11 protein-coding genes are annotated in these 12472 nt (G+C 71.8%); 3 read left to right on the top strand and 8 right to left on the bottom strand.

Translation table 11 applies throughout. The annotated features are described in order from the left end of the window. Positions 1-147 precede the first annotated feature (147 nt). From AB0D94_RS34220 to AB0D94_RS34195, 6 genes are all read right to left on the bottom strand, one after another. Positions 148-1713, bottom strand: coding sequence for a type VI secretion protein (locus AB0D94_RS34220; protein ID WP_362060476.1), 1566 nt, complete (start codon positions 1711-1713; stop codon positions 148-150). A 2-nt stretch (positions 1714-1715) separates the two neighbouring features. Continuing rightward, positions 1716-3137, bottom strand: a complete 1422-nt coding sequence (locus AB0D94_RS34215; RefSeq protein WP_362060473.1) for an ATP-binding protein — start codon at positions 3135-3137, stop codon at positions 1716-1718. Positions 3138-3156: 19 nt separating this feature from the next. Then, on the bottom strand, positions 3157-4719 hold the full coding sequence (locus AB0D94_RS34210) for an SCO6880 family protein (RefSeq protein WP_362060470.1): 1563 nt from the start codon (positions 4717-4719) through the stop codon (positions 3157-3159). Beyond that, positions 4716-6029: a hypothetical protein gene (locus tag AB0D94_RS34205; RefSeq protein ID WP_362060466.1), complete on the bottom strand. Its 1314-nt coding sequence runs from the start codon at positions 6027-6029 to the stop codon at positions 4716-4718. Before AB0D94_RS34205 ends, AB0D94_RS34210 begins: the two co-directional genes overlap by 4 nt. Next, entirely contained in the window at positions 6019-6855 is an 837-nt protein-coding gene (locus AB0D94_RS34200) for a hypothetical protein (protein WP_362060463.1), read from the bottom strand. Before AB0D94_RS34200 ends, AB0D94_RS34205 begins: the two co-directional genes overlap by 11 nt. Before the next feature lie 96 nt (positions 6856-6951). Next, positions 6952-7260, bottom strand: a complete 309-nt coding sequence (locus tag AB0D94_RS34195; RefSeq protein WP_031145169.1) for a hypothetical protein — start codon at positions 7258-7260, stop codon at positions 6952-6954. A 407-nt stretch (positions 7261-7667) separates the two neighbouring features. On the opposite strand from AB0D94_RS34195, the gene AB0D94_RS34190 reads away from it, so the two are divergent. Both AB0D94_RS34190 and AB0D94_RS34185 read left to right on the top strand, forming a co-directional pair. Continuing rightward, on the top strand, positions 7668-8762 hold the full coding sequence (locus AB0D94_RS34190; RefSeq protein WP_362060460.1) for a GNAT family N-acetyltransferase: 1095 nt from the start codon (positions 7668-7670) through the stop codon (positions 8760-8762). Positions 8763-8868: 106 nt separating this feature from the next. Continuing rightward, a complete protein-coding gene (locus AB0D94_RS34185) occupies positions 8869-10023 on the top strand; it encodes an alpha/beta hydrolase (protein WP_362060457.1) in 1155 nt (384 codons plus the stop codon). 324 nt (positions 10024-10347) lie between these two features. On the opposite strand, the gene AB0D94_RS34180 is transcribed toward AB0D94_RS34185, so the two are convergent. Further along, positions 10348-11169 carry a pentapeptide repeat-containing protein gene (locus AB0D94_RS34180; RefSeq protein WP_362060454.1) on the bottom strand — a complete coding sequence of 274 codons (822 nt, stop codon included), beginning with the start codon at positions 11167-11169 and terminating at the stop codon, positions 10348-10350. A gap of 11 nt (positions 11170-11180) precedes the next feature. Then, a complete protein-coding gene (locus AB0D94_RS34175; RefSeq protein WP_362060451.1) occupies positions 11181-11687 on the bottom strand; it encodes a GNAT family N-acetyltransferase in 507 nt (168 codons plus the stop codon). Between the two features lie 65 nt (positions 11688-11752). Here AB0D94_RS34175 and AB0D94_RS34170 point away from each other — a divergent pair, with 65 nt between their 5' ends. Next, positions 11753-12361 (top strand): LysE family transporter, encoded by a 609-nt coding sequence (locus AB0D94_RS34170; protein WP_362060448.1) that lies wholly within the window; start codon positions 11753-11755, stop codon positions 12359-12361. Positions 12362-12472 lie beyond the last annotated feature (111 nt).

The following is a 12472-nucleotide window of genomic DNA, read 5'->3' as shown; positions in this document are numbered from 1 at the left end:
CAAACGCGACTACATCTTCAACGGCACCCTGGCCACAGCAGCCATCGTGATCTGGCTCCGCGACCTCATCAAAGAGCCATCAGACACGGCCTAGTGCTGTGGCCGGCAAGCCTTTCCGGCCACAGCACTAGCAGCAGAGTTACGGGCTCAGGGCAGGTCCGCGGCCGGCCAGCGGCTGCGGGCCTGTTCGCGGCTTCGGCACAGGGCCAGCAGGGGGAGCGTCTCGTCGGTGAGGAGTTCCGGGAGCTGGGGGAGCGGGGCGACCGCTGCCACGTCGTCCAGGACCAGCGAGAGTGGTGGGTCGAGCCGACCGTGGGATGACCGTGCGGCCATGCGGCGGCCGTGCTCGACCACGTGAGAGGCGAGTGCGGTCAGCAACGGCATCGCACCCGGGTGGGTACGGGGGTCTTCCAGCGGTTCGCCCACCACGTACAGGCTGCCCCCTTCGCCCAGGAACGAAGCCAGTGTGAGCGAATCCGTTCGGTTCGGATTGCAGGCCTCGCGGATGTGGATCGACGTGAGGCAGGAGAGGGCACGGGCCGTCAGGTTCTGGGCCAGCTCCCGGCGTTCGGGGTGCGCGGTGAGGGCGCTCTCCAGCTCGCCGGCGGCGCCCGGGGCGGCCTGGGGGTGGGTCCGCAGGATGCGGACGGGGTCCTGGGCGCTGTTGCCCTGGGTCCAGCGGTGCAGCTGCTTGAAGGGGCGGTCGTCCAGGGCGACCGCCTGGAGCCAGCTGCGCAGGAGCGTTTCCGCGGTGTCGGCGACGGCCGCGTCCATACGGGCCTGGGGGCGTACGGGGGCCAGTAGGGCGATCGCGCGGGCGGCGGCGGTGTCCCGGTCGGCGCAGCCCTCGGCGGGGTTCCAGTGCATGCGGGCCGGGGTGTCGCACAGGTGGGAGGGGTCGTAGAGGAGGACCGGGCCGAGTTTGGCGCGGGCGTCCTTGGTCTCGGCCCAGAGGGTGGGCGACGAGGTGACGATCAGGGCGGCGCCTTCGGCCTCGCCGATTCGCTGGGCCGCCGCGCGGAACCGGTCGTTCGGGCCGCCGTACGCGAGACGGGGCCGGCGGTCAGTGGTGGGGGAGCCCGGCCAGTTTCCGTTGCTGGGGCTCCGCCCCAGACCCCGCGCCTCGAACGCCGGCGGGGCCGGATGTGCCGCGGGGGCGTATCCGAAGCCGTAGCGGTAGGCCTCGTCCGAGGGCTGGGCGGCCGGCTGGGGCGGGGCGGGCTGGTGGGCGGCGACCGGTTCGGGGGTCTGGGCGGGTACCGGTACCGGTGTGGGGGCCGGGATGGGGGCCTCTGTCGCGTCGGGCTTTGGGGCGTCCTGCGGTACGGGGGCAGGTGCGGCCTGTTTGGCGAGGGCGCGGCGGGACTTGGTGCGGGCGAACACGCCGATGGCGAAGACGATCAGCGTGAACAGCACCAGGAGCTGGCCGATGAACAGGCCCCAGAACAGGCCCCAGCCCGAGAGGGCCGCGGGGTCGGTGTCGGGCCAGGCGCCCGGGAGGTCGTGGGGTTGCGCTATCAGGGCGCGGACCGCGTCCGGGGTGCGGGTGAAGGTGACGGTGTCGGGCCAGGCGCCCTTGGCGAACCAGGCGGCGAGGCCCGTCGCCGACCAGACCAGGAGGGCGAAGCCCAGGAGGAAGGCCAGCAGGCCGACCAGCAGGCCGTCCGGGATCCCGCCGCGCGCTGGGGTCTCCGTACGTCGTGCGTCGTGCATGGTCAGGCCACCGTGGTGGCGGAGCCCGGGCCGTTGCCGGCCCGGCTGCGTTCGATGGACAAGGCGCGTTCCTCCGCTTCGAGTTCGGCGGCCAGCAGGTCGTCGGGGAGGCGGCTGGGGGTGGAGGACTCGGTCATGGCGCGGTCGGTGAAGACCAGGGGGCGTTCGGCTTCGGTGATGAGGTGTTTGACCACCTGGACGTTGCCGTTGACGTCCCAGACCGCGATGCCCGGGGTGAGGGTCGGGATGATCTCGACGGCCCATCGGGGCAGGCCGAGGACGCGTCCGGTGGCGCGGGCCTCGTCGGCTTTCTGGGCGTAGATGGTGCGGGTGGAGGCCATCTTGAGGATGGCCGCGGCTTCGCGTGCGGCGGCGCCGTCGACGACGTCGGAGAGGTGGTGGACGACGGCGACGAAGGACAGGCCGAGGCGGCGGCCGAACTTCAGGAGGCGCTGGAACAGCTGCGCGACGAAGGGGCTGTTGATGATGTGCCAGGCCTCTTCGACCAGGAAGATGCGCTTCTTGCGGTCGGGCCGGATCCAGGTGTGTTCCAGCCAGACGCCGACGATCGCCATGAGGATCGGCATCGCGATGGAGTTGCGGTCGATGTGGGAGAGGTCGAAGACGATCAGCGGGGCGTCGAGGTCGATGCCGACGGTGGTCGGGCCGTCGAACATGCCGCGCAGGTCGCCGTCGACGAGGCGGTCGAGGACCAGTGCCACGTCGAGGCCCCAGGCCCGGACATCGTCTATGTCGACGTTCATGGCGAGCGCCGATTCGGCTTCGGGGTGGCGCAGTTGGTCCACGATGTCGGTGAGGACGGGCTGGCGGTCCTGGATGGCGTCGACGACGTAGGCGTGGGCGACCTTGAGGGCGAAGCCGGCGCGTTCGTCGAGGCCGTGGCCCATGGCGACTTCGATGATGGTGCGGAGCAGCGCGAGCTGCCCGGTCGTGGTGATCGACGGGTCGAGGGGGTTGAGGCGGATCCCGTCGTCGTTGGCGGCGATCGGGTCCAGGCGGATGGGGGTTATCCCCAGCTGCTGGGCGATCAGGTTCCACTCGCCGACGCCGTCCTCGCCCTGGGCGTCGAGGACGACGACCTGGCGGTCCTTGAAGCGGAGCTGGCGCAGGACGTAGGTCTTCTCCAGGGCGGACTTGCCGTTGCCGGATTCGCCGAGGACCAGCCAGTGGGGGGCCGGGAGCTGCTGGCCGTAGAGCTGGAAGGGGTCGTAGATGTAGCCCTTGCCGCTGTAGACCTCGCGGCCGATGATGACGCCGGAGTCGCCGAGGCCGGGGGCGGCGGTGGGCAGGTAGACGGCTTGCGCCTGCCCGGTGGAGGTGCGTACGGGCAGGCGCGTGGTTTCGACTTTGCCGAAGAGGAAGCTGGTGAAGGCGTCCGTCAGGGCGGACATGGGATCTCGCATGGGCGGCACTTCCCTCCAGCTAGCGTCGGATGCCTGTGGCGAACGGCAAGGTGTTGACGAAGGCGCGGTGGTGCTCGCGGTCGCACCATTCCAGCTTCAGGTAGGACTTGCCGGCGGAGGCGCGGATCGTCCGCTTGTCGCGCGCGAGGGCCTCCGGTGAACGCGAGGACACCGTGATGTACCCGACCAGGTTGACTCCTGCCGCACCGCTGGCGAGATCTTCACCTCTTTGGTCGAGCCGGCCGTGGGCGGCGATGTCGCGGGGGTCGACGGTGCGGTTCATCTTGGCGGCGCGGCTGGCGTCGGCCTCGTCGTTGGTCTTCTCGGTGAGCATGCGCTCGATGGCCACCTCGGTGGGCTCCAGGTCCATGGTGACGGCGACGGTGCGGATGACGTCGGGGGTGTGGACCAGGAGCGGTGCGAGGAAGTTGACGCCGACGGGGGTCATCGGCCATTCCTTCACCCATGCGGTGGCGTGGCACCAGGGGGCGCGCGTGGAGGACTCGCGGGTCTTGGCCTGGAGGTAGGTGGGTTCCACCGCGTCGAGTTCGGCCGGCCAGGCGTTGCGCTTGGTCATGGCCTGGATGTGGTCGATGGGGTGGTCCGGGTCGTACATGGAGTGCACGAGGGAGGAGAGGCGGCCCTGGCCGAGGGGCTGGCGGACGCGGATGTCGGCTTCGGCGAGGCGGGCGCAGATGTCGGTGAGCTCGCGGGCCATGACGATGGCGAGGCCTGCGTCGCGGTCGAGCTTGCGGCCCTTGTGGGGGGTGCCGGCGCGGGCGATGGTGTGGGCCTCGGCGGCGAGTTCGCGCGTGTAGTGCATGCAGGCGACGAGGTAGGCGCGGTGCTGCTCGGAGGAGGTGGAGACCATCGACTGGAGCTGGTCGTAGGACTCGCGGAGCCAGCCGGGGGCCTGGGTGTCGCCGCGCTGGGCGACGTCCTTGGCGTGGGCGTCGGGGTCTGCGGGCAGGGTGCGGGCGAGCATCTGGAGGCGGGTGACGAAGCCGTCGCCGTTGGCCACGTGCTTGAGGAGGGTGCCGAAGCGGTCGACGAGGGCTTCCTGGTCCTCGCTGTCGCGCAGTCCGACGCCGGGGCCCTCGATCTCGATGGCGGCGGTGACGGTGCGGCGGTCGGCGTGCAGGAGTACGGCGATCTCGTCGGGGCCGAAGGGGGCGGCGAGCCAGTTGATGCGGCCGATGCCGGGGGGCGGGCCGACCTCGACCTCGCGGCCGTCGGCGCCGCGGACGCCTGCTTCCATGGCGCCCGAGCGGTACGTCGTACCGCGCCGCAGGGTGCGCTTGTAGCTGCGGCTGATCTCGAACCAGCGGTAGAAGGTGCGGCCCTTGTACGGGACGTACACGGCGGCGAGCGCGATCATGGGGATGCCGGCGAGGCTGACGATGCGCAGGGTGAGGTCGGGGACGAGCAGTCCGCTCATCATGCCGAGGAACGCCCCCGCGATGATCAGGGCGATCTCACCGGTCTCGCGGTTCTTGCCGACGATCGCGTTCGGCCGGGCGCGGCCGATGAGATACGTGCGGCGGGGCGCGACCGGGTGCAGCTGGTGGGACTGGGTCGTCAACGCCCGTCACCTCCTGTGTTCCTCGTGCTCGAGCTCGTGCGGGGCGGGGGTGCGGCGGAGGGGACAGATCCGCCGCCGGCTCCGCCGCCGGAGGCGGGGCGGCTGCTGTGGGCGGCCACGCCTCCGGAGATGGGGTTGGCGGGGCGGGGCGCGTTGCCGCCGCCGTCGCCTCCGCGGTGGGCGCCGCGGCTGCTGTGGGTCTTGATGCCCTGCGAGACGAGGGAGGCCGGGGAGCTGATGACGGCGGCTGCCTGGGCGCCGTCGGTGGCCTTGCTGCGGTTGGAGCGGGCGGAGGCGATCTCGTCGCCGAAGCCGGGGACGAAGCGGTAGATCATCGCGGAGGCGAAGATCGCCAGGAGGATGATGGCGAGGCCGGTGACGACGGCGGAGAAGGCGTTGGGGCCCTCTTCGCCGGCGAGGGCCCCGGCGAGGCCGAGGACGATGACGATGACCGGCTTGACGAGGATGACGGCGATCATGATGCCGGCCCAGCGGCGGACGTGGCCCCAGAGGTTGCGGTCGACGAGGCCCGCGTAGACGACGACGCCGAGGAGGGCGCCGACGTAGAGGAGGGCGGCCCGGATGAAGAGCTCCAGGTAGAGGATGCCGGCGGCGAGGACGGTGACGAGGGAGACGACGATCAGCATGATCGGGCCGCCGCCGATGTCGTCGCCCTTCTTGAGGGCCTCGGAGAAGGAGCCGAAGAAGACGTCGGTCTGGCCGCCGGTGGCGGAGGCGATGACCTCGGTGACGCCGTCGGTGGCGGAGACGACGGTGTAGAGGATGAGCGGGGTGAAGGCAGAGGCGAGGACCGTGAGCCAGAGGAAGCCGATGGCTTCGGAGAGGGCGGTGGTCAGGGGGACGCCGCGGACGGCTCGTTTGGCGACGGCGAAGAGCCAGAGGACGAGCGTGAGGATGGTGGAGGCGGCGAAGACCACGGCGTACTGCTTGAGGAAGGTGGCGTTGGTGAAGTCGACCTCGGCCGTGCCTTTGACCGCTTCGCTGAGTTTGCCGACGATCCAGGAGGCGGCGTCGGCGCAGCCTTTGGCGAGGGAGGCGAGGGGGTTGAGGGCGTCGGCGGGGTCGTTGGGGGCGAGGCCTGTGCTGGGGGCTCCCCCTTCGCCGCGCTCGCAGTACTCCTTGGCGGGGCCGCGGATCAGGTCGCAGGGGTTGTTGCTCGCCTGCGGGCTGGGGGTGGGGCTCGGGGTGGGCGTGGGGGCGGCCACTGCCCGGGTGGCGAGGAGGACGGCAGCGCACTGCACGGCAGCGAAGACGGCCGTGAGTGACAAACCGCGCTGGTCAGCGCGCATAGGTAAGCCCCCCGAACTGTGATACCGCGGCTGCCATTTCCTCCGCCGAGGCGGCGGACTGGTCTCGGCCTACCGGGGCCGGGCCGTCCTTCTGCGTGAAGTCGGAGACTCGCCATTCGCCGTTGAGCCACCGGAGCTCGAACGTGTTGGTGTACCAGCCTTCCGCGACCGGGTTCTTCGAACCCTCGCCCGCGAGGCCGAAGAGCGCCGAGTACCAGACGGAGACGCTGGCGGTGTCGCCGTCGAACTTCTCCACCTTCGTACCCACCGGGTTCAGGCGAGAGATGAACGTCAGTCCCTTGGGGGCCTTGCCGCCGGCCTCGAGACCGATGCGGCCCAGGAAGGCCTGGTCGGCGTAGACCTTGTCGAGGTCGTTCTGGCGTGCCGCGGCCACGTCTGGCAGGTAGACGGCCTGGACGATCGCCCGTCTGCGGGTGGCGTCGAACATGCCGTCGGAGCCGAGGGCCACCGCGTAGTTGGCGGCCGCCGACTGGGCGCCCTGTTCGTCGTGGGCGAAGCCCTTGGGGATGCCCGCGGCCTTGTCGGTGACCGGGGTGGTGCCCGTGGGTGCGGTGGAGGAGGCTGTCGGGGGTTTGTCCGAGGGGTCGTCTCCGGGGGTGTCCGGGCCCTGGTTCGCGAACGCGATGGCGGCGATCAGGAGGACCACCACGCCGACCACCGTGACCAGGCCGCGGGAGGCGCGGGGGGTGCGGCGGGTGGGGCCGTACGGGTCGGCGGGGGTGTCCGGGAGGCGGGTACGGGTCTGGCCCGTGCCGCCGACCTCGCCGTAGCTTCCGCCGCCGCCGTACTGCTCGTCGTTGCTCATTGCGTGTCCGCCCCCTCCGCGTCGTCCGACGGTAGCGCTGGTTCCCGCGTAGGTGCGGTGTGGTGAGTCCTCATCAGGTACGGCCGTGGGGCCCGGCTAGACGGCCATTCCGTAGACGATCGTGAACAGCGTTCCGAGCGAGCCGATGATGAAGACGCCGGTCAGGCCGGCCACGATCAGGCCCTTGCCCTGTTCCGCGCTGAAGGTGTCGCGCAGGGCGGTCGCGCCGATGCGCTGTTTGGCCGCGCCCCAGATGGCGATGCCGAGGCAGAGGAGGATCGCTACGGCCATGACCACTTCGATCATGATCTTCGCTTCGTTGCCGAGACTGCCGAACGGCCCCCAGTTCGGGGCGATTCCGCCGATGATGGTGGTAATGTCGCCCTTTTCGGCTGCCAGGATCATGTAACTCACCGCCCCTGTATGGGTAGTTCCGGTAGCCCGTGCCCGACGGCAGGGGTCACTCACTATCTTCGCTGATGAAACTGCCGCCGTCGTCGACTTGACAGCTCTCTTTACCCGATCTCCCGGCCCGCGCCCCGCCTCCGCGCCCTGACCTGGGCATGGGCGGTGTGTATGCGAAAGAACGTATGGTCACTCTGTGTATCACGCGGGGTGACGCCGGGCAATGATTGCCGTCTCGGCGGACGGGGGGTGGGGCTGCGGGCCGCCGTTCGGCGCAGTGGGCTCGCGTGTCGCTGGGCCGACTCGCCTACATATGTCCGACATTCCGTCAGTCCTTGCGTCCGTACGTGTGGTTGTGGGGGCGCTGACGATTCCGGGCCGTTGCCGGGGGCTCCACACTGGCGCGCATGGAGCGCTCACTCGCGTACGAGGAAGAGTTCGTCGGGGGCGTACGGCACTGCCGGATGCGCAGGGACGGCGATCCCGAGCCGGTGTGCTCGCTGGACGTCGTCTCCTTCCGGCAGCGGTTCGGGGCCGTCGCGGTGGCCGCCGAGGGGATCGGCGGGGTGGAGACCCGGCCCGACTGCCGGCGCGGGGGCTTGATGCGGGAGCTGCTCGGGGCAGCCGTGGCGGGGATGCGTGAGCGGGTGGCGGTCGGCTTCGTGTCGGACGCCATCGAGGGGGCGTACGAGCAGCGGGGGTTCGTGACCGCGCTCGGGGAGGGCGAGCTGGTGGTGCCCGTACGGGCCGTGGAGCGGGCGGGGGTGCGCGGTTGCGGCCGGGTGCGGCAGGGGACGGACGCCGACCTGCCGGCCGTGGTGCGGATCTTCAACGCCGCGCATGCGGAGCGGCCGTGGAGCCGGGTGCGGGAGGCCGGGTGGGACCGGCGGGTGCCGCAGGGCATGTGGCGGCCGGGCTCGGAGCTGCTGGTGCTGGAGGGCGGGGGCGGGGGCGATGGTGTGTCTGGTTATGCGCTGCTGAAGGGGCGGGCCTTCGGGGACTCGGTGCGGACGGTGGTCGTCCACGAGATGGCGGCCGAGGACGCGGCGGCTGCGCGTGGGCTGCTGGCCGAGGTTGCGGCGCGCTGCTGGGAGCTGCGGGTGGCGGAGTTCACCGTACGGGAGCCCGCCGACAGCCTGGTCGGGCGGATCGCGCGGGCGTGGGGGTGCGGGTACCGGCAGCGGTTTCCGGTGGGCGGCGGGATGATGGCGCGGATCCTGCGGCGGGAGGCGCTGGTGCGGGAGCTGGAGCCGGAACTGCGGCGCCGGGCGCGGGGGCATCCGCGTGGGGCGGGGGCGCTGGGGGAGCTGGCGGGCGGGGTGCTCGTGCCGGACGACGGGGTGCTCGTACGGCTGCTGCTCGGGCACTGGTCGGTGGCGGACGCGGTGGTGCAGGGGCTGGTGGTGCCCCAGGGGTACGGGGAGCTGTACGGGCGGTGGTTCCCGGGTGGCGGGGGGCCGGGGCTGGCGTTGCCGCACGCGCACGTGCTGGACCGGTATTAGGGGGCCGTCTATCAGGGCCCTTCCGACCAGGGGCCCTTCCGGTCGTGGCACGGGGCCTGGGCTCCGGGGCGGCGGCGTTGTCAGTGGGGTCCGGCACGCTGGGGGGATGACGACGACTCCGTGGACCCTTGCCGATATCGAGGCGGCCATCCGGGCGGGATGGTCGGCCGACACCTGCGAGCCGGCCGACATCTCGCGGATCGCCTGGACGGCCGAGAATCCGGCCTGGGGCCAGTGCGACATCACCGCCGTGGTCGTGCAGGACATCGTGGGTGGGGAGCTGGTGCTCGGCGAGGTGTTCCTCGACGGCCGGCAGGAGGGCTACCACTGGTGGAACCTGCTGCCCGGGGGGATTCGGATCGACCTGACGCGGGAGCAGTTCCGGCGGGGCGAGACGGTGACGCCGGGGCGGGTCGTGAAGCGGCCGCCGGGGCGGCTGCCGCGGCGCTGGGAGGAGTACCAGCTGTTGCGCCGGCGGGTGATCGACAAGCTGGGGCCGTTGCCGGGGGTGGTCGTGACGGACGACGGCCGGCGGCTCGCGTACACCGACTTCGGCGGGCCGGGGGCGCCGCTGCTCGCGCTGCACGGGCACTTCCAGGACGGGAGGACCTTCGAGCGGCTGGCCCGGGAGGTGGGGCCGCGGTGGCGGGTGATCACCCTGGACCAGCGGGGGCACGGGGAGTCCGACCGGGCCGGGGAGTACACGCGGGAGGGGTACGTGGCGGACGCGGCGGCCGTCCTGGAGCAGCTGGGGCTCGGGCCCGCGGTGGTGCTGGGGCACTCGCTGGGCGGGGTCACCGCGTACCAGCTGGCGGCGCGGCGGCCCGATCTGGTGCGGGCGGTGGTGGTCGAGGACATCGGGGCGGTGGTCGAGGGCGACCTGTCGTTCGCGCTGGGGTGGCCGAGGCGGGCCGCGACCCGGGAGGGGTTCCTGGCGGGGACCGGGAGTTCGGCGCCGTACCTGGAGGGGTCGGTGCGGGAGTACGCGGACGGGTGGGGGGCCGCGTGCGCGGTGGAGGACGTGGTGGAGTCCCAGCGGGGGCTGAACGGGGACCACTGGGGGGACTGGCTGGCGGTGCGGTCGCCGACGCTGCTGGTGCGGGGGGATCGGAGCGGGGTGCTGTCTGCGGAGCACGCGCGGGAGATGACCTTGCGGAGGGCGGGGGTGCGGCTGGTTGAGCTGCCGGCGGGGCATGCGGTGCATGTGGGGGATGCGGAGGGGTTTGGGGCTGCCGTGCGGGGGTTTTTGGCGCGGCTGTAGTTTTCCGGCCTGGCTGGCCGGCCGGCTGGGCCGGCTTGGGCGGGCGGGGTTCTGGCCTGGGCCGGGTCGGGGGTGTGGGGGTGCGGGCCGTTGCTGGGGCTCTGCCCCGGGCTCCGCGCCTCAATCGCCGGCGGGGCTGGAATTGCCCCCGGCCGGGCTGGGTTTGGCCCTGGTGGGGCTGGGTGATTCGGGGCTCCGCCCCAGGCCCCGCGCCTCAAACGCCAGCGGGGCTGGGTTTGGCCTCGGCGGGGCTGGGTTTGGCCCTGGTGGGGCTGGGTTTGGCCTGGCCGGGCTGGGTTTGCCTCAGCGGGGCTGGGTTTGACCCTAGGTCCAGTGGGTGGGGCGGGTGAGGGTGGGGGGGATCTGGGTCTGGGGGTTGCCTCGGGCGGCGTTCAGTTGGGGCTGGGTGAGGAAGACGGCGTTGCGGAGGTCCGCGCCGCGGAGGTCGGCGTCGCGGAAGTCCGCGCCGATCAGGTCGGCCGTGCGGAGGTCGGCGCGGCTGAGGTCGGCGGCGATCAGGTAGGCGCCGCGGAGGTTCGCCCCGCGGAGCTTCGCACCTGAGAGGCGGGCTCCCATCAGGTCCGCGCCGCGGTGGTTCTTCTTGCGGCCCGGCACCTTCGCCCGTACGAGCTCGCTGGTCTTCAGCAGCAGGGTGTTGATCCGCTCGCGGAGCGCGCCGACGTCCAGGGCCGCGAGGGCCTGCGCGTCGGCGCGGGTCCATTCCTCGGTTTCGGTCAGCGCGCGGCGCAGGTCCCCGTGGACCGGGGCGGCGTCCGGGAGGGTCAGCGCCTCGGCGACGTAGAAGAGCAGCTCGTGCAGCTGCCGCATCACCGGGAAGACCTCGAACATCTGCCGGGCCGTGCCGGTGTCGGTGCGCCAGTCGCGGCCGCCGAAGGTGACCTGGGAGACCTGCTGGCCCGCGCCGAAGCAGTCGAAGACCGTGCAGCCCTGGAAGCCCTTGTCGCGCAGCTGGGTGTGGATGCCGCAGCGGAAGTCCTCGCGCAGGTTCGCGCAGGGGGTGCCCGCGGGCTTGTTCACGGCGAAGTCGTTGGACTTGGCGAAGGGCAGGGCGACGCAGCACAGGGCGAAGCAGTCGCCGCAGTCGGCTTGCAGGACGGGCAGCACAGGCAGGGCAGGGAAGGACACGTCTCCCATTGTCACCCGTGGGGGGATCGGAGCCGCATCTGGTGGGCGGACCAGAGTGCGCCGTCGACCTCTTCCACGTCCTCGATGATCTCTTCCGTGCGGAAGCCGAGCTTTTCGTAGATGCGCAGTGCCGCGGTGTTGTGGGCCCAGACGCCGAGGGTGATCTCCGGCAGGGCGAGCTCGCGGAAGCCGTGCTCGACGGCGAGGGCGACGAGGACGGCGCCGAGGCCCCGTCCGCGGGCCGCGGGGGCGATCAGGACCCGGCCGAGGCGGGTGCCCAGGAGCGAGACGTGGCCGACGGGGCCGGTTCCGGGGGAGACGGCGGTCCAGGTGTGGCGGCCGGGCTCGGCGGCGTAGGCGGCGAGCTGGTCGTCGTCCAGGGGCCAGGTGAAGGCGGGGCCTGCCCAGGTGATCAGCTCCGCGGGGGTGCTCACCCAGGTGTGGAGCAGCGGTGCGTCCTCGGCGGGCCGGAAGGGGCGCAGTGTGAGTGGGGGAGGAACCCGGGGCAGATCCGTCATGGGTTCAAGTATGCGGATCCGGAAGGGGGTTGATCAGGGGGCGGGTGGGCAGTGAGCATCCCTTCATGACAGAAGTGATCGCAGTTGCCGTCATCACCCTCCTTGCCGTGATCAGTCCTGGTGCCGATTTCGCCATGGTGGTCCGCAACAGTTACCTCTACGGGCGGCCCACGGGGCTGTTCGCGGCCGCCGGGGTCGCGGCGGGCGTCCTGGTCCACGTCTCCTACACGATGCTCGGGGTCGGTCTGCTGATCGCCTCCTCCACCACGCTGTTCACCGTGATCAAGCTGGCGGGTGCGGCGTATCTGGTGTGGATCGGTATACGGACCTTCCGGGCGCGGGCCGAGGTGACCGTGGACCTGGACTCGAAGCCGCAGCTGACCCGGCTGGGGGCGATGCGGTCGGGGTTCCTGACGAACGTGCTGAATCCGAAGACGACGCTGTTCGTGGTGTCGACCTTCACGCAGGTGGTGAACCCGGGCACGCCGGTGTGGCAGCAGGCCGGATACGGGCTGTTCATGTCGGTCGCGCATCTGGGCTGGTTCGCGGCAGTGGCGCTGTTCTTCTCCGAGGCGCGGCTGCGCGAGCGGATGCTGAAGGCGCAGAAGACGTTGAACCGGGCCATCGGGTCGGTGCTGGTGGGGCTGGGGGTGGGGTTGGGATTCGCCCGCTGACCGCGGCGCCGGCTGCCCGCAGCGGCCTGTCAGCCCCGGCGCCGGCTGCCCGCTGACCGCCGGGCTCGCCTCCGCCGACCGCTGCGCCGGGGACTGGTGGAGCCGGTTACC

This window comes from Streptomyces sp. NPDC048255, assembly GCF_040652415.1.
Classification (GTDB): Bacteria; Actinomycetota; Actinomycetes; order Streptomycetales; family Streptomycetaceae; genus Streptomyces.
The sequence above is the reverse complement of the archived record's forward strand: the minus strand, read 5'-3'. Positions and strand labels throughout refer to the sequence as shown.

Coding starts and splice junctions, on each gene's coding strand:
- AB0D94_RS34220 (WP_362060476.1), bottom strand. CDS start 1,713: ATGCACGACGCACGACGTACGGAGACCCCAGCGCGCGGCGGGATCCCG.
- AB0D94_RS34215 (WP_362060473.1), bottom strand. CDS start 3,137: ATGCGAGATCCCATGTCCGCCCTGACGGACGCCTTCACCAGCTTCCTC.
- AB0D94_RS34205 (WP_362060466.1), bottom strand. CDS start 6,029: ATGCGCGCTGACCAGCGCGGTTTGTCACTCACGGCCGTCTTCGCTGCC.
- AB0D94_RS34200 (WP_362060463.1), bottom strand. CDS start 6,855: ATGAGCAACGACGAGCAGTACGGCGGCGGCGGAAGCTACGGCGAGGTC.
- AB0D94_RS34195 (WP_031145169.1), bottom strand. CDS start 7,260: ATGATCCTGGCAGCCGAAAAGGGCGACATTACCACCATCATCGGCGGA.
- AB0D94_RS34190 (WP_362060460.1), top strand. CDS start 7,668: ATGGAGCGCTCACTCGCGTACGAGGAAGAGTTCGTCGGGGGCGTACGG.
- AB0D94_RS34185 (WP_362060457.1), top strand. CDS start 8,869: ATGACGACGACTCCGTGGACCCTTGCCGATATCGAGGCGGCCATCCGG.
- AB0D94_RS34175 (WP_362060451.1), bottom strand. CDS start 11,687: ATGACGGATCTGCCCCGGGTTCCTCCCCCACTCACACTGCGCCCCTTC.
- AB0D94_RS34170 (WP_362060448.1), top strand. CDS start 11,753: ATGACAGAAGTGATCGCAGTTGCCGTCATCACCCTCCTTGCCGTGATC.